The 15,718-nt window shown below is 74.5% G+C and carries 12 protein-coding genes and 1 pseudogene; 6 read left to right on the top strand and 7 right to left on the bottom strand.

Features of this window, described 5'->3' with window-relative positions:
* The first annotated feature begins 64 nt into the window (after positions 1–64).
* Positions 65–1,462, top strand: a complete 1,398-nt coding sequence (locus LCE31_RS23650) for an MFS transporter (protein ID WP_225017360.1) — start codon at positions 65–67, stop codon at positions 1,460–1,462.
* Between the two features lie 146 nt (positions 1,463–1,608).
* On the opposite strand, the gene LCE31_RS23645 is transcribed toward LCE31_RS23650, so the two are convergent.
* Both LCE31_RS23645 and LCE31_RS23640 read right to left on the bottom strand, forming a co-directional pair.
* Entirely contained in the window at positions 1,609–2,277 is a 669-nt protein-coding gene (locus LCE31_RS23645) for a response regulator transcription factor (RefSeq protein WP_225017358.1), read from the bottom strand.
* Between the two features lie 429 nt (positions 2,278–2,706).
* Positions 2,707–3,315: pseudogene (locus LCE31_RS23640) on the bottom strand (DUF3000 domain-containing protein); the annotation flags it as partial.
* Between the two features lie 91 nt (positions 3,316–3,406).
* Between LCE31_RS23640 and hemE the strand changes: the two are divergent.
* On the top strand, positions 3,407–4,480 hold the full coding sequence (gene hemE, locus LCE31_RS23635) for a uroporphyrinogen decarboxylase (RefSeq protein WP_225017350.1): 1,074 nt from the start codon (positions 3,407–3,409) through the stop codon (positions 4,478–4,480).
* 124 nt (positions 4,481–4,604) lie between these two features.
* On the opposite strand, the gene LCE31_RS23630 is transcribed toward hemE, so the two are convergent.
* Together LCE31_RS23630 and LCE31_RS23625 are read right to left on the bottom strand one after the other, a co-directional pair.
* Positions 4,605–5,567: a chitinase gene (locus LCE31_RS23630; RefSeq protein ID WP_225017344.1), complete on the bottom strand. Its 963-nt coding sequence runs from the start codon at positions 5,565–5,567 to the stop codon at positions 4,605–4,607.
* A 386-nt stretch (positions 5,568–5,953) separates the two neighbouring features.
* The gene (locus LCE31_RS23625; protein ID WP_225017342.1) at positions 5,954–7,330 is read right to left on the bottom strand and encodes an FAD-dependent oxidoreductase; all 1,377 of its coding nucleotides are present in this window, start codon (positions 7,328–7,330) and stop codon (positions 5,954–5,956) included.
* 95 nt (positions 7,331–7,425) lie between these two features.
* On the opposite strand from LCE31_RS23625, the gene hemG reads away from it, so the two are divergent.
* Positions 7,426–8,886 carry a protoporphyrinogen oxidase gene (hemG, locus tag LCE31_RS23620; RefSeq protein ID WP_225017340.1) on the top strand — a complete coding sequence of 487 codons (1,461 nt, stop codon included), beginning with the start codon at positions 7,426–7,428 and terminating at the stop codon, positions 8,884–8,886.
* 72 nt (positions 8,887–8,958) lie between these two features.
* Positions 8,959–9,681 (top strand): hydrogen peroxide-dependent heme synthase, encoded by a 723-nt coding sequence (gene hemQ, locus LCE31_RS23615; RefSeq protein WP_225017338.1) that lies wholly within the window; start codon positions 8,959–8,961, stop codon positions 9,679–9,681.
* Between the two features lie 69 nt (positions 9,682–9,750).
* Here hemQ and LCE31_RS23610 read toward each other — a convergent pair whose 3' ends face one another.
* The 3 genes from LCE31_RS23610 to LCE31_RS23600 all read right to left on the bottom strand — a co-directional run bounded on the left by LCE31_RS23610 (position 9,751) and on the right by LCE31_RS23600 (position 14,336).
* A complete protein-coding gene (locus LCE31_RS23610; protein WP_225017336.1) occupies positions 9,751–11,457 on the bottom strand; it encodes an alpha/beta hydrolase in 1,707 nt (568 codons plus the stop codon).
* Positions 11,458–11,684: 227 nt separating this feature from the next.
* Positions 11,685–13,061 carry a DUF692 domain-containing protein gene (locus LCE31_RS23605; protein WP_225017334.1) on the bottom strand — a complete coding sequence of 459 codons (1,377 nt, stop codon included), beginning with the start codon at positions 13,059–13,061 and terminating at the stop codon, positions 11,685–11,687.
* Positions 13,062–13,148: 87 nt separating this feature from the next.
* Entirely contained in the window at positions 13,149–14,336 is a 1,188-nt protein-coding gene (locus LCE31_RS23600) for a hypothetical protein (RefSeq protein WP_225017332.1), read from the bottom strand.
* Positions 14,337–14,448: 112 nt separating this feature from the next.
* Here LCE31_RS23600 and LCE31_RS23595 point away from each other — a divergent pair, with 112 nt between their 5' ends.
* Positions 14,449–14,829, top strand: coding sequence for an NTP pyrophosphohydrolase (locus LCE31_RS23595; protein WP_225017330.1), 381 nt, complete (start codon positions 14,449–14,451; stop codon positions 14,827–14,829).
* 2 nt (positions 14,830–14,831) lie between these two features.
* Positions 14,832–15,695: an RluA family pseudouridine synthase gene (locus tag LCE31_RS23590; protein ID WP_225017328.1), complete on the top strand. Its 864-nt coding sequence runs from the start codon at positions 14,832–14,834 to the stop codon at positions 15,693–15,695.
* Positions 15,696–15,718 lie beyond the last annotated feature (23 nt).

The following is a 15,718-nucleotide window of genomic DNA, read 5'->3' as shown; positions in this document are numbered from 1 at the left end:
CCGTGCCTCCCGGCACGGCCCGAGCCACTCCGCCGTCCCCGTACCGCGGAGTCGGAGGCCCCGTATGACCCTCGACGCCCGCCCCGACACCGACCTCCGGGCCTCCATCGCCGCCCGGTTCGAGAGACTCCCCCTGTGCCGCTGGCACGTCACCGTGCGCCTGGTGGTCGGGGTGGTGACCTTCTTCGAGGCCTTCGACCAGCTCCTCATCGCCTACGCCCTGCCCGAACTGCGCGGCGAGTGGCACCTGGGCACCGCGGGGACGACCACCGTGCTCACCGTCGGCTCGGCCGGCATGCTCGCGGGCGCGCTGCTCTCGGGACGGCTCGCGGACCGACTCGGCAGAGTCAGGGTGATCACCTGGTGCATCGCGGTCTCCGGCGTCACGAGCCTGGCCCTCGCGTTCGCGCCGGGCGCGGGCCTGTTCACGGCGCTGCGCTTCGTACAGGGGCTGGCGATCGGCGGGGAGGTCCCCGTCGCGGCCACCTTCATCGCGGAGATCACGCGCGCCCACCGCCGCGGCCGGTTCGTCCTGCTCTACGAGCTGGTCTTCCCGGCCGGCCTGACCGTGGGGGCCCTCGTCGCCGCCTGGGTGGTGCCGGCACTGGGCTGGCGGTGGATGTACGGGGTGGCGGCGCTCCCGGGGCTGCTCTGCCTGCTCGTACGCTCGAAGGTCCCCGAGTCCCCGCGCTGGCTGGCCGACCGCGGCCGGCACGCGGAGGCCGGCGCGGTGATGGCGCGGATCGAGGCCGAGGTGGAGCGCGTGACGGGCGGGCCGCTGCCGCCCGTGCCGGAGGCGGCCCCCGGCGCCACCCCCGTCGCGACACCTGCCGCGGGCTCCGAACAGTCGGGGCTGCGGGCGCTGTTGAGCGGACGGTACCGCAGGCGGACCCTGGTGGTGGGTCTGCTCTGGTTCACCGGGTACTTCGTCAACTACGGCATCACGTCATGGCTGCCCACCATTTACCAGAGCCACTTCCGGCTCAGCCTGTCGGCGTCCCTGCTCTACTCCACGGTCACGTCGTGCGCGGGGCTCGTGGGCTGCCTCGTGGTCGCCCTCACGGTGGACCGGGCCGGCCGGCGCCGTACGATCGCCTGCTGCCTGGGCGCCTGCACCGCCCTGCTGCTGGCCGTCGCCGGGCTCGGCGCCGCCACCCCTGCGCAGGTCCTGGTGTGGACGTCGCTGGCGGCGGTGTGCTTCTTCGGCTCCAACGTGTGCCTGTACCTCTACACGCCCGAACTGTTCCCCACCCGCATGCGCGCCCTCGGCAGCAGCGTCGGCGGTTCGCTGAACCGGCTCGGCGTGATCCTCGGCCCCGTCGTAGTGGGTGCCGTGTACGCGGGCGGCCACCTCTCCGCGGTCTTCACGGTGCTGGGCGGGGTGGCGCTCGCCGGTGCGCTCGCCGCGGCCTTCGGGGCGGAGGAGACGGCGGGCCGGCGACTGGAGGACGTCTCGCCCTGAGCGACCGGACCGCCCCGGCCCGCGGCGACCCGGAGGGGCCGTCCCCGAAGGGACCTCGAATCAGCGGCGCCCGAACGGACGGCGCCCGCCGACGGAACGTTCCGGCGGCGGGCGGTGCCTGCCCATCGGGCCCCGGGGAGCCGCGGTCAGTGGATGATGCCGGTCCGCAGCGCGACGGCGACCATGCCGGCGCGGTCGCCCGTGCCGAGCTTGCGCGCGATCCGGGCCAGGTGGCTCTTGACGGTCAGGGCGGACAGGCCCATCGAGACGCCGATGGCCTTGTTGGACTGTCCCTCCGCGACGAGTCTGAGGACCTCGACCTCGCGGCCCGACAGCTCACGGTAGCCACCGGGGTGACCGGGTGCGCCCGGGGCGCCGGGCGGGCGGCGGTGCATCCGGGCGCCCGCGCCGATCGGGGCGGCGCCCGGCCGGCTGGGGTGGCCGATGTTGGTGCGCGTCCCGGTGACGACGTAGCCCTTGACGCCGCCCGCGAGGGCGTTGCGCACGGCACCGATATCGTCGGCTGCGGAGAGCGCGAGCCCGTTGGGCCAGCCCGCGGCGCGCGTCTCGGACAGCAGGGTCAGACCCGAGCCGTCGGGCAGGTGGACGTCCGCGACGCAGATGTCGCGCGGGCTGGCGACGCGGGGACGGGCCTCAGCGATGGACGAGGCCTCGATGACGTCCCGGACTCCGAGGGCCCAGAGGTGGCGGGTGACGGTGGAGCGGACGCGCGGGTCTGCCACGACCACCATCGCCGTCGGCTTGTTCGGGCGATAGGCGTTCAGGCTTGCGGGCTGCTCAAGGAGAACGGACACCAAACCTCCTGGGGGGAAGGTGCGGGACGGGCCGGCCGGGGGGAGTGAGCCGGGGCGAACCGTGCGTGACAGGGTCACTGACCTCTTCGGCAGCTATCCCATCCGCCTTTAGAGAAAGATCACGATCTAGTGAGTAACAATTGGGGCAATTCGGACAGGCGAACGACTGTCCCGCATCTGATCCCCTGGTAGGGGGCGTCTTGTCGCCGGTACGGGTGCCCGCGACAGGCCCCCGCTCCCGCATGCTCCCCGCTGCACGCCCTTGACGCTCCCGGCGCACGGACCAGCCCGCCGCGCGAGACGGAGCCGTGCCCGCGGGATCTCACCCCGGCGGGCCGGGCAGGACCGGGCCCCACCGCGCCGATCCTGCTCGGACCGTGCGAGACAGGGCCGCGCCGTGCGAGACAGGGCCGCGCCCGTGGTGCCGAACCCGTGCGTGGCCGGGGGCAGGCCCGCGATCTGGCACAGCAGATCGCACCAGGCCGCCAGGTGCGCCCCCGCGTCCGGCGCTCCGCCATGGCCCTCGCGCGGCGTCCAGGACGCCCTGATCTCGATCTGGCTGCTGGGACGGCGCTCCGCGAGGCCGCCGAAGTAGTGCGATCCGGCCCGTGTGACGGTGCCGCTCGGCTCGCCGTACGCCAGCCCGCGCGTCTCCAGCGCGCCGGTCAGCCAGGACCACGACACGTCGGGCAGCAGCGGGTCCACCGCCATCTCGGATTCGAGTTCCGCGCGCACGAGCGTGACCAGACGGAACGTTCCGTGCCACGCCTCGTGGCCCGCCGGGTCGTACAGCAGCACGAGACGGCCGTCCGCGAGGTCCTCCTCGCCGTCGACGACGGTCGCCTCCAGCGCGTACGCGTGCGGCGCCAGCCGCTGCGGGGCCCGCGTCGGCTCGATCTCGACCTCCGGCCTTAGCCGGGCGGCGCGCAGTGCCTCCACCGCGATCCGGAAGGGCGGCGGCAGCGCCGCACCCGGCGAACCGTCCGTGTCACCTGCGTCGTTCGAATCATCGGAGAACTGTCCCTGAGCCGCGGCCATGCGGGGAAGAGTAGGCCGAACACGGCCCGCGCGCAGGGAGGGACACCCTTGCCGGGCCCCCTGCTTGGCCACACGTGCGAAGATTCTGCGCGTGAGCCAAGAGCACCGCCCCCCGGGCCGGCAGACCGCCAAGACCCCAGCGTCCGATTCGGCCTTTTTGCGGGCGTGCAGACGTGAAGACGTGCCGCACACCCCGGTCTGGTTCATGCGGCAGGCGGGGCGTTCGCTGCCCGAGTACCTGAAGGCGCGCGAGGGCGTCCCGATGCTGGAGTCGTGCATGCGGCCCGAGCTGGTCAAGGAGATCACGCTCCAGCCGGTGCGGCGGCACGGGGTGGACGCCGCGATCTACTTCAGCGACATCGTGGTGCCGCTCAAGGCGATCGGCGTCGACCTCGACATCAAGCCGGGCGTCGGACCCGTCATCGCCGAGCCGGTGCGCACCCGCGCCGACCTGGACCGGCTGCGCCCGCTCACGCCCGACGACGTCCGGTACGTCACCGAGGCCGTCGGCCTGCTCACGGACGAGCTCGGTGCCACCCCGCTCATCGGGTTCGCGGGCGCGCCGTTCACGCTCGCGAGTTATCTGATCGAGGGCGGTCCCTCGCGGACGTACGAGCGCACCAAGGCGATGATGTACGGCGACCCGGAGCTCTGGGCGGACCTGGTGGACCGGCTCGCCGTGATCACCGGGGCGTTCCTGCGGGTGCAGATCGAGGCGGGCGCGAGCGCGGTCCAGCTGTTCGACTCGTGGGCGGGCGCTCTGGCCCCCGAGGACTACCGGCGCTACGTGCTGCCGGCGTCGGCGAAGGTCTTCGCGGAGGTCGCGCCGTACGGCGTGCCGCGCATCCACTTCGGTGTGGGTACGGGCGAACTGCTGGGCCTGATGGGCGAGGCGGGCGCCGACCTGGCCGGCGTCGACTGGCGGGTGCCGCTGGACGAGGCGGCGCGCCGGGTCGGCCCCGGCAAGGCGCTCCAGGGGAACCTGGACCCGACCGTGCTGTTCGCGCCGCGCCCGGCCGTCGAGGAGAAGGCGCGGGCGGTGCTCGACGCGGCGGCCGGCCTGGAGGGGCACATCTTCAACCTGGGGCACGGCGTCATGCCGAGCACGGACCCCGACGCGCTGACGCGCCTTGTCGAGTTCGTCCACGAGCGCTCCGCGCGCTGACCGCGCGCCGGACCGGCCGCCGCGCCCCCCCCCCCGCCCCCCCCGGGCCCCCCGCCCCCCCCCCCCCCGGGGGGGCGGGGGGGGCCGCCCCCCCGGGGGACGGGCCTGCGCCCCCGTGCGCCGGTTACTTCAGGGCGTCGGTGAAGGCCAACTGGTTCTGCGAGACGCCGCTGCAGGTCGAGGAGGCGGCGCCGCCGCCACCGCCCGAGCAGGCCTGGTCCCGGTTCTCGGACCACAGGGAGAGGCGTCCCACGCCGTTGCTCGACGCCCAGTTCTTGACGGTGGTGGCGTCGGCGAGGGTGAACGTCGAGCCGTCGTCGTTGGTGCCGATCATCGGCGTGATGCCGAGATTGGCGTAGCTGTAGCTGGAGTCGACGGACTGCATCTGCGCCAGCGTCGCCTGACCGGCCTTGATGGCGGCCTGGCCCATGTCCTGGTCGCCCTGGTAGTAGTCCATGGTCATGGCGTTCACGACGTCCAGCTTCAGGCCCGCGGTCTTGGCGGACTTGAGGATGTTGACGCCGTCCTGGGTGAGGCCGCTGGGCAGGACGGGCAGCGTCGCCGAGACGGTGAGGCCCGGGTTGGCGGCCTTGAGGTTCTTCATCGCCGTCCAGTTGCGGGTGGCGGAGGTCTGGTCGGCCACCGCGCCGCCCTCGATGTCGAAGTCCAGGGACTTCACACCGTAGGAGTCGATGATCTTCTGGTAGCCGGCCTCGATGGCGCTCTCGTCCGTACAGGTCCAGCCGAGCGGGTAGCCCGCGGCGCCGCCGTTCGACACGATGACGGACGCGCCCTCGGACTGCGCCTTCTTGATCAGCGGGTCGGTGTAGGAGTCGCCGCCGACGGGCAGCGTGTCGCCCCAGATGGCGTTGCAGCCGGAGCCGATGACGAAGGCCGCGGTGAAGGACTTCACGCCGTGCTGCGTGATCGCCGTGTCCAGCAGCCCTTCCTGGTTGTTCGACATGTCGGTGTACGGGGCGAAGGTCGTGGAACCCGCGGCGGTCGCCGTGCCCGACGCGGCGAAGGCGCCGGACGCGGCGAGCGCGGTGGCGGCGAGCCCGATGACGGCAGGGCGGAGTCTGCGCATGGTGATGCACCTTTCGATGGCTGTGGGGACGCCTGAGAAGCGCGCCGGCCGGAGGGTGGGGCCAACCGGGAACGCGCAGACCATAGTTGGACTAGACCAAAGTGGCCGTCAAGGGGGTGTACACCAACTGTTCGCTCCGGCAGGGTGATCGGCGGGCCGGCCGCGGGCCGCCCCGGGCCCCGTTCGCCGCGTCCGGTGATCCCGGATCGCAACACGCCCTGAGCACGGCGGGTTTACCGGCGGCCTCCGCCGAACCACATACGGGAGCAGGCGCAACCGCCCCCGGGAACGGGCGCCTTGCACCCCGCTCCACCGCGCGCACCGACCCGCACATCCCGGCTCGCGGCCACCCCGCGCCGCGGTGAGTGACGTGGGGCGCAAGCCGTTCAGGACGTCTGCCGCAGCTTCCCTACAGCCTTGCGGGCCGCCACCAGGACGGGGTCCCAGACCGGCGAGAACGGGGGCGCGTAACCGAGGTCGAGCGCCGTCATCGCGTCCACCGTCATCCCCGCCGTCAGGGCGACCGCCGCCACGTCGACGCGTTTGCCCGCCCCCTCGCCGCCGACGATCTGCACGCCCAGCAGCCGGCCGGTGAGGCGCTCCGCGATCACCTTCACCGTCATCGCCCGCGCGCCCGGGAAGTAGCCCGCACGGCTCGTGGACTCGGCCGTCACCGTCTCGAACCGCAGCCCGACCGCGCGCGCGTCCTTCTCGCGCAGGCCCGTACGCGCGATCTCCAGGTCGCACACCTTGCTCACCGCCGTGCCCACCACGCCGGGGAACGTGGCGTAGTCGCCGCCCGCGTTCGCGCCGATGACCTGGCCGTGCTTGTTCGCGTGCGTGCCCAGCGCGATGTGCCGCGTGCGGCCGGACACCAGGTCGAGGACCTCCACGCAGTCGCCGCCGGCCCAGATGGCGTCGTGGCCCCGTACCCGCATCGACAGGTCCGTGAGCAGACCGCCGGAATCGCCGAGCGGCAGCCCGGCGGCCTCGGCGAGTTCGGTGCGCGGCCGGACGCCGAGGCCGAGCACCACCACGTCCGCCGGGTACTCGGCGTCCGCCGTCGCGACCGCGCGCACCCGGCCGTCCGCGCCCGTCCTGATCTCCGTGACGGCCGCGCCGCCCGTCACCGTGATGCCCATACCGGCCATGGCCTCGCGGACCAGCGCCCCCATGTCGGGGTCGAGCGTCGACATGGGCTGCTCGTCGCGGTGCAGGACGGTGACCTCGTACCCGTGGCGCAGCAGCGCCTCCGCCATCTCGACGCCGATGTACCCCGCGCCCACGACGACGGCGTGCCGCCCCTTCGACTCCGCCAGCGTGTCGAGGAGCGCCTGGCCGTCGTCGAGGGTCTGCACGCCGTGCACGCCCGGCGCGTCGATGCCGGGCAGCGGCGGGCGCAGCGGACGCGCGCCCGTCGCGAGGACGAGCTTGTCGTAGCCGGTCCAGCTCTCCCGGCCGGTCTCCAGGTCGCGGGCGAGCACCCGCCCCCCGGCCACGTCGAGTTCGCGCACCTCGGTCCGCGTCCTGACGTCGATGCCGCGTTCCGCGTGCTCGTGGGGTGTGCGCACCACCAGGGCGTCGCGGCCGGACACGTCGCCCGCGACCCAGTAGGGGATGCCGCAGGCGGAGTACGACGTGAAGTGGCCCTGCTCGAAGGCGATGATCTCCAGCTCGTCCGGACTCTTGAGCCTGCGCGCCTGCGACGCGGCCGACATGCCCGTCGCGTCGCCTCCGACCACCACCATGCGCTCCGCCGCCATCGCACGCCCCTTCGCTCCATGTCCGCCCCTGGCGGGGCTGGTCGGAACGCTACGCGGCGCGCGGGCGCCCCGGCCGGTTTGAGAGAGTGTGCGCCATGGAGTCGAGTACGCAAGCCACGCACAGCGACCGCCTTCCGGGCGCCTCTCCCGGGCGTGTCGTGGTCGTCGGGGGCGGCATCGCGGGGCTCGCCGCCGCGCACCGGCTGCTGGCCTCCGGCGCCTCCGTCACCGTCCTCGAGGGCACCGACCGGCTCGGCGGCAAGCTGCGCGCGGGCGAGATCGAGGGCGCGCCCGTCGACCTCGGTGCCGAGTCGATGCTGGCGCGCCGCCCCGAGGGCGTGGAGCTGGCCCGCGCGGTCGGCCTCGGCGGCCGGCTCACCGCACCGAACGCGACGACGTCGTCGGTGTGGACGCGCGGCGCGCTGCGGCCCATGCCGAAGGGCCATGTGATGGGCGTGCCGGGCGATCCCGCGGCGCTCGCGGACCTGCTGTCGCCCGAGGGGCTCGCCAGGATCGCCGGGGAGCGCTCGCTGCCGCCCGGCGAGGTCGGCGACGACGTCGCGGTCGGCGCGTACGTCGCGGAGCGGCTCGGCCGGGAGGTCGTGGACCGGCTCGTCGAGCCGCTGCTCGGCGGGGTGTACGCGGGGGACGCGTACCGGATCTCGATGCGCGCCGCGGTGCCGCAGCTGTACGCGGCGGCGAAGCGCCACGGCTCGCTGCTCGACGCGGTCGGTTCGCTCCAGAGCGCCTCGGCACAGCAGGCCGCGGCCCCCGCGCCGTCGGGCGTGTCGGGGCCCTCGGGCGGCCCGGTGTTCGCCGGGATCGACGGCGGGATCGGCAGGCTTCCCGGTGCCGTCGCGGACGCGGTACGGGCGGGCGGCGGCGACATCCGCACGCGGACGCCCGTCCTCGGCCTGTCGCGCGCGGCGGACGGCTGGCACGTGCGCACCGACCAGGAGGTGCTGACGGCGGACGCGGTGGTGCTCGCCACCCCCGCCTGGTCCGCCTCCGCGCTGCTCGCGGACGTCGCGCCCAAGGCGTCGGCGGAGCTCTCGGAGATCGAGTACGCGTCGATGGCGCTGGTCACGATGGCGTTCCGGCGGGCGGACGTCACCTCGCTGCCGGACAACAGCAGCGGCTTCCTCGTACCGCCGGTGGACGGCCGGACGATCAAGGCGGCGACGTTCTCCACTCGCAAGTGGGGGTGGGTCGAGCGCGCGGCGCGGGACCTGTTCGTGCTGCGGACGTCCGTGGGCAGGTACGGCGAGGAGGAGCAGCTCCAGCGGGAGGACGGCGAGCTGGTGGACGCGTCGCTGCGCGACCTCGGCGCGGCCGTCGGCCTCGCGGCGGGCCCGGTGGCCACCCGCGTCACCCGGTGGATCGGCGGCCTGCCGCAGTACCCGGTGGGCCACTTGGCGCGGGTGGCCCGCATCCGGGACGCGGTCGCGGCGCTGCCGGGCCTGCGGCTGTGCGGGGCCGCTTACGACGGCGTGGGGGTGCCCGCCACGGTCGCGAGCGCGACGCGTGCGGCGGACGAGATCACCGGGCGTGCCTAGCGCGGAGCGGCTTCCCGGCGTGCGGGCGACCCCTGGGCGGGGGCCGTCGGCGTGGCGAGCGAGAATGGGCGCATGACTGCTTCACCCTCTCCGGAGAAGACCCCCAACGCGGGCAAGAAGGCACGGGACCTCAACGAGGTCGTCCGGTACACGCTGTGGTCCGTCTTCCAGCTGCGCGACGTGCTGCCCGAGGACAGGTCGGGCTACGCGGAGGAGGTCCAGGACCTCTTCGACCAGCTGGCCGCGAAGGACATCACGGTGCGGGGCACGTACGACCTCTCGGGGCTGCGCGCCGAGGCCGACGTGATGATCTGGTGGCACGCCGAGACGTCGGACGAGCTCCAGGACGCCTACAACCGCTTCCGCCGCACGCGCCTCGGCCGCGCGCTCAAGCCGGTCTGGTCGAACATGGCGCTGCACCGGCCCGCCGAGTTCAACAAGTCGCACGTCCCGGCGTTCCTCGCGGACGAGACGCCGCGGGACTACGTCAGCGTGTACCCCTTCGTGCGGTCGTACGAGTGGTACCTGCTGGAGGACGACGAGCGGCGCCGCCTGCTCATGGAGCACGGCATGATGGCGCGCGACTACCCGGACGTGCGGGCCAACACGGTGTCGTCGTTCTCGCTCGGAGACTACGAGTGGGTCCTCGCGTTCGAGGCGGACGAGCTGCACCGCATCGTCGACCTGATGCGGCACCTGCGCGGCTCCGAGACGCGCCGGCACGTGCGCCTCGAGGTGCCGTTCTTCACCGGCCGCCGCAAGTCGGTCGCGGACCTGGTCGCGGGTCTGGCGTAACGCCCGGAGGGCGCGCGGGAGGGGCCACGCGGCCCCGCCCGGCGCGCCGCGGCCGGTGGCTCCCGTCCGTCACCTCGCGGGCGGCAGCGCCTTCCCGCTGGGCAGCGACACCGGGTGGGGCGGCGCGTGCGGCGCGCAGGAGGCGGAGCCGTCCGGGGTCCTGCCGGTCAGCAGATAGTCGTCGACGTACGCGTTGACGCACGCGTTGGGGCCTCCCGCGATGCCGTGCGTGCCCGCGTCCCGCTCGGTCACCAGCGCGGAGCCGGACAGCCGCCGCTGGAGTTCCCGCGCCCCCGCGTACGGCGTGGCGGCGTCGCGCTGCGCCGCGAGGATCAGCGTGGGCGGCAGCCGGCCGGGAGCCGTCCGCACGTCGACCGGCTGCCGGTGGGGCGCGGCCCAGTACGCGCACGGCAGGTTCATGAAGGCGTTGGCCCACGTCTCGAACGGCGCGGTGCGCGCGAGGCCGGTGTTGTCGCGGTCCCAGTCCCGCCAACGGGTCGGCCACGGCGCGTCGTTGCACTCCACGGCGGTGTACACGGCGTTCGCGTTCTCCGCGTCCCGCGCGGCGAGCGGCTGGGTCGGCGGCGCCGCCTGGTCGGTCAGCGGCTTCGGGTCGCCCTTGAGGTACGCGGACAGCGCCGTCGCGCGCATCGCCCAGTAGTCGTCGTAGTAGCCCGCCGACAGCATCGCGGCCTGGAGCTGGCCAGGGCCGACCTTCCCGCCCGCTGGCTCGCGTGCGACACGTGCCTTGACCAGTTCGTAGCTGCGCTGCACGGCCGCCGCCGTACGGCCCAGGCCGTAGACGTCGTCGTGGGACGCGACCCAGGTGCGGAAGTCCGCCCAGCGCCGCTCGAAGGCCGCCGACTGCTCCATGTTGTCGCCGTACCAGATCTGCGACGGGTCCGGGTCCACCGCCGAGTCGAAGACCATGCGCCGTACGTGCGAGGGGAAGAGCGTCGCGTACACCGCGCCGAAGTAGGTGCCGTACGAGGCGCCCATGAAGGTCAGCCTCTTCTCGCCGAGCGCGGCGCGCAGCACGTCCAGGTCGCGCGCGTTGTCGACCGACGTGTAGAAGGACAGCGCGTCTCCCGCGTTCTTGGCGCATCCCCGCGCGTACGCCTTCGCCTCGGCGATCCGCGCGCGCTTGTAGGCCGCCGACGGGTGTTCGGGGGCGTCGGTGGGCGCCTTCGCGAACTCCTTCGGGTCCTCGCAGGACAGGGGCGCGGACCGGGCCACGCCGCGGGGCGCGTAGCCGACCAGGTCGTACGCCGCCGCGATCTTCTTCCACTCCGGCAGGTCCCCCGCCATCGGGAACGACATGCTGGAGGCGCCGGGACCGCCGGGGTTGTAGACGAACGCGCCCTGGCGCTCGGCCGCCTTGCCCCGCGCCGGCACCCGGCTCACGGTCAGCTTGATGGTGCGGCCGTCGGGATGCGCGTAGTCGAGCGGGACGGTGACGGTGCCGCAGGTGACGGGCTTCGGCAGCATCTCCTCCTCCGGGCAGGTCCCGAACGCGATGCCGGCCACCGCCGCGCGGTGCGCCGCCAGCACGACTCCGCGGGTCTCGGCCGGGGAGGTCGCGAGGGCGGTCGCGGTGCCGGCCGCGGACTCGCCCACGCCGGCGGTCTCGTACGGCGGCCTCGCGGAGTCCGCCGGCCGGTGGGCGGCGCTCGCGGGGCCCGCCGCGTCCGCGTGGCCGGCCGGCGCGACCACGACGGCCGTCAGGGCCAGGGAGCCGAGCGCCGCCAGCGCCCCGTACGTCACTACTGCTCTCATCGCGTTCCCTTCGGGCGGTGGGAGGCGATCATCAACGGGGGCGCCCGGCATTCCCAAGGACGCGCCCCCGGTGTCGGGCGGCGTGACTCCGATGCGCGCCGCTGCCACCCGATGGCACCGCCCGGCGTGCGGGAGCGCGCGAAGTGTGCGGGGCCCGCGCTCCCCCGGTACGCCGGCTCGTGTCCGGCGCGCCCGCTGAACCCGGTGCGTCCGGTGCGTCCGGTGGGTCAGCGCGCGGCGAACGCCGCCCGCGCCGCCCTGACGAGACGGGTCGAACGGCGGGGCGGTCGGGTGCCCGCCCGCTCCTGCCACCACACCGACAGCGCGCGGCGGACCCGCGCGTCCTCGGGGGCCCTGGCGCCGAGGAGGTGCTCCGCGAAGTCGAGCGCGTCCCTGCGGTAACCGTCGCGCATCGGGCGCCCCGCCGCGTACGCGAGGAACAGCGGCCGGTACGCGTCGCCGAGCAGCCGCGGCAGTTCGGGCGCCGTACGCGCCACGACGGAGGCCCGCTTTCCGGCGAGCGCCCTGCTCTGCACCCCGAGCCTGGTGGCGTCGAAGCCGTCGGGCACCGGCGCTCCCGCCACCAGGCAGGCGAGCAGGGCGCTCTGCGCGCGGGCGAGCCGCTCGCGGGCGGCCGTGCCGGCCGGCCGCCCGGCGGCGGGCCTCGGCAGCGCGGCGCCGCCCTGGCCCGTCGCCCCGGTCGCGGCCCTGATGACCTCCATCTCGCGGGCGAGTTCCGCGCCGGGCGGGAAGTCGTCGTCTCGCTCCAGCAGCACCCCGGGAGGCGCGACGCGCGAGCGCAGCTCCGCGAGGACGTCGAGGACGGGCCGGGTCACCGGGTGCGCGTGGGTGTCGTGCCAGACGCCGTCGCGCTCCACCCCGCCCGCGACATGCACGTACGCGATGGCCTCGACGGGCAGTTCGTCCAGGGCGGCGGCCGGGTCCTCACCGCGGTTGACGTGGTTCGTGTGCAGGTTCGCGACGTCGATCAGCAGCCGGACGCCGGTGCGCTCCACGAGCTCGGCGAGGAACTGGCCCTCCGTCATCTCCTCGTCGGGCCAGTTGACCAGGGCGGCGATGTTCTCGACCGCGAGCGGTACGGGCAGGGAGTCCTGCGCGACGCGCACGTTCTCGCACAGGACGCGCAGGGCGTCCCACGTGCGCGGCACCGGCAGCAGGTGCCCGGCCTCCAGCGGCGCGGACGCGGTGGGGCCGCCGCCGGCCCGGACGAAGGCGATGTGCTCGGTGACGAGCGGCGCGTCGAGCGAAGCGACGCGGTCCGCGAGGGCGGTCAGCCGGCCGGGGTCGGGCCGCTCCGCGCCGCCGAGGCCGAGCCCGACGCCGTGCGGGACGACCGTGACGCCCCTCTCGCGCAGGCGGCGCAGCGGGTCCGGCAGATGGTCGCGGTGGCCGCACAGGTTCTCGGCGACGGCCTCGACCCAGTCGATACCGGGCAGGGTGTCGATGACGCCTGCGATCTCGGGGCGCCAGCCGATGCCGACACCGAGCGGGTGCGCGGCGGTGGCGCCGCCGGCCGCCCGGCCAGGCGTCGCGGTGTCAGCCGCGGCCGGTATGGGCGCTCCGCCCGCTTCGTTCTTCGCCATGCCGTCCCCCGTGGATGTGCGGTCCCCGCCCTGCGTTCCTGGGTAGGGACATGACCGCGAGGGCGGGCCGCAAACCTGTCGGGCGGCTCAGGCCCCCGCGACCCTGGTCCAGGCTTCGAGCGCCAGGCCCTCCTCCGGCTTCTGCCGGGTGAGGCGCAGGCTCCCGTCCTCGCCGATCGCCGCGAGAGCCACCCGGCCCATGCCGTCCAGGGCAAGCGCGGGCGTGCCGCGGCACGGTTCACCGGACGGGACCCAGTTGGCGCCCGCGTCCTCGTCCTCGGTCGGATAGGCCGCGAGGACCGGGCGGCCGTCCTGGCCCTGCCCGGCGAGGATCGTGCAGTCCACGCCGTCCACCGGTGTGCGCAGGACGGACAGCGGGCCGGCGCCGGGGCCGCCGAGGTCCACCGGGTCGGCGCCCGGCCGCCAGGCCCGCACGCGGCTCGTGGCTCCGTCGCGCCAGAAGTACGTGATCCGGCCGGGGCCCGTGTGCTCCGACGACAGGGTGCCCGGCAGCACGGCGCCCGCCGGCTCCTGGTCCTCGATCCGGGCGAACGGCGCGTCGTGTCTCTCGCGCCGCCAGTGCAGCACCCGGCCGGCGGCGGGGCCGAGGATGTCGATGACACCGTCGTCGCGCGATGCCGCGTGGACCTGGCCGGTGACGGGGGTGCCCTCGACGCTCGCGCGTTCCCAGTCCCCGAAGCGGCCCTTGGGGTTCTGCTGCCGGTAGGAGATGCGGCCCTCGGCGTTCTGCACGTACACGTGCAGGCTGCTCTCCGAGTCCGTCACCACCGCCGGGATGCCCATCCGGGCGGCCTTGGTGTGGTCCCGGTAGGGGCTCGCGATGCTGGCCCAGTCGCGCAGGGGCCGCCCGGTCTGGAACTGGATCGCGTGCATCAGGTCGATCGGCGGCTTGCCGCCCTCGGGCGCGGGGCGGCGGCGGATCGCGACGAGGTGGACGTAGCCCTCGGCGCTCTGGGTGGCGGCCATGCTCAGCACGGCGCCCTTGTGGGGCAGCGGGAGGCGGTCGGGGCCCGTCCAGTGCGCCGCGCCCACCCCCGTCTCCGTCCAGCGCACCAGGCCGTCGCCGGTCTGCGCGTAGGCGGTGAGCCTGCCGTCCTTGCCCCGCACCAGCCAGGCGCCCGCGACAGGCTTCGGGATGTCGCCGGGACGGGCAGGCGCGCCGCGCCCCCGCACCCGGGGGGCGGGCTCCGGCGCGGCCGGTGCCGGGCCTCGCCCTCCGGCCTTCTTCGACGTCCGTGCGGACCGCAGCGCCATGGCTCGCCGCCACCACCTTCCCGTGCTTCCCGCCTCCCCGCCGCGGGCGGGGTCTACGAATCAGGTGATCCTACCCGGGGGTGTCGCGAAGTCCTTGTGCCAGGCTGGCCGGGTGGCGACCCTCTTGATTGTCGATGGTGCGAACGTGGTCGGCTCCGTCCCCGACGGGTGGTGGCGCGACCGGCGCGGCGCGGCGGAGCGGCTGCGCGACGCGCTGTCCGCCGCCGCAGCGGAGGGCCGCGGGGTGCCCGGCCACCCGGGGCCGCTCACGACGGTGCTGGTGGTCGAGGGCGCGGCGCGCGGGGTGGAGTCGGTGCCCGGCGTACGAGTGGAGTCGGCGCCCGGCAGCGGCGACGACCTGATCGTGGAGCTGGCTGCTGCCGCGGGCGCCGAGGGACGGCCGTGCCTGGTGGCCACCGCGGACCGGGAGTTGCTGCGCAGGGTGGCGGAGCACGGCGCCGGGAGGGTGGGACCGCGCAGCGTACGCTACTGAGCATGGGCACGACCGACTGGGACTGGCACGACCTGCGGAGTTCTTCGCTCCTTGTCGAGGACGCGGCGATTCTCGCTCTCGACAAGCCGTCCGGAATTTCCGTGATGGGTGAGCGGCACGACACGGACATCGTGGAATTGGCGCAGGAATCCGGCGAGAAGCTGTATCCCGTGCACCGGATCGACAAGGCCACGTCGGGTGTCGTCCTGTTCGCCAAGGACCTCTCCCGGCACGGCGGTCTGACCCGGCAGTTCAACAAGCAGACGGTGGACAAGGCGTATCTGGTGGTGACGGAGACGGTCGGACTGCCCGACGAGGGCACGGTCGAACTCCCGTTGAGCGCGGGCCGCAAGGGCAGGATTCGTATCGCGGCGCAGCGCGAGTCCATCCGCGCGGACCGGGAGAAGGGCCCCGACGGGGTCCTCGGGGGCGCTGCGGGAAACGGCGGGGGAAACGCGGGCGCCGGCAGCGGAGAAACGGACCGGGGCCGGTGGTGGGTGGCCGAGGAGGATCTGCTCGACACCCGCAGATATCCGTCCACGACGCTTTTCCGGCGGGTGTACGAGGGGGCTCGGCACTCGCTTCTGGTGGTCAGGCCGGTGACGGGGCGGCGGCACCAGATCCGGGTGCACCTCGCGTGGATCGGCCATCCCGTGCTCGGCGATCCGCTGTTCGACAAGGCCGCGGCGCAGGCGGGTTCGCGGACCTTCCTGCACTCGTGGCGGCTCGGTTTCGACGCGGACTGGCTGGGCGGCGAGCGGCCCGCCCTGGACGCGGCGCCTCCCGGGCAGTTCTTCGCGCCGCTGGTGGACGAGTTGACCACGGCGGAGGCAAGGGCGCTGCTCGAAGGCGTACGGGCTCCCTGAGCGGGGGGCGTACGCGGCTCCGC

The organism is Streptomyces sp. 8L (genome assembly GCF_020176795.1).
In the GTDB taxonomy this organism is placed as follows: Bacteria; Actinomycetota; Actinomycetes; order Streptomycetales; family Streptomycetaceae; genus Streptomyces.
This window is presented reverse-complemented; position numbering and strand designations above follow the sequence as displayed.

Bases quoted from the DNA above. Each gene is read 5' to 3' on its own strand.
- LCE31_RS23650 (WP_225017360.1), top strand. From the start codon at position 65: ATGACCCTCGACGCCCGCCCCGACACCGACCTCCGGGCCTCCATCGCC.
- hemG (WP_225017340.1), top strand. From the start codon at position 7,426: ATGGAGTCGAGTACGCAAGCCACGCACAGCGACCGCCTTCCGGGCGCC.
- LCE31_RS23600 (WP_225017332.1), bottom strand. From the start codon at position 14,336: ATGGCGCTGCGGTCCGCACGGACGTCGAAGAAGGCCGGAGGGCGAGGC.
- LCE31_RS23590 (WP_225017328.1), top strand. From the start codon at position 14,832: ATGGGCACGACCGACTGGGACTGGCACGACCTGCGGAGTTCTTCGCTC.
- LCE31_RS23605 (WP_225017334.1), bottom strand. From the start codon at position 13,061: ATGGCGAAGAACGAAGCGGGCGGAGCGCCCATACCGGCCGCGGCTGAC.
- LCE31_RS23610 (WP_225017336.1), bottom strand. From the start codon at position 11,457: ATGAGAGCAGTAGTGACGTACGGGGCGCTGGCGGCGCTCGGCTCCCTG.
- LCE31_RS23625 (WP_225017342.1), bottom strand. From the start codon at position 7,330: ATGGCGGCGGAGCGCATGGTGGTGGTCGGAGGCGACGCGACGGGCATG.
- hemQ (WP_225017338.1), top strand. From the start codon at position 8,959: ATGACTGCTTCACCCTCTCCGGAGAAGACCCCCAACGCGGGCAAGAAG.
- LCE31_RS23630 (WP_225017344.1), bottom strand. From the start codon at position 5,567: ATGCGCAGACTCCGCCCTGCCGTCATCGGGCTCGCCGCCACCGCGCTC.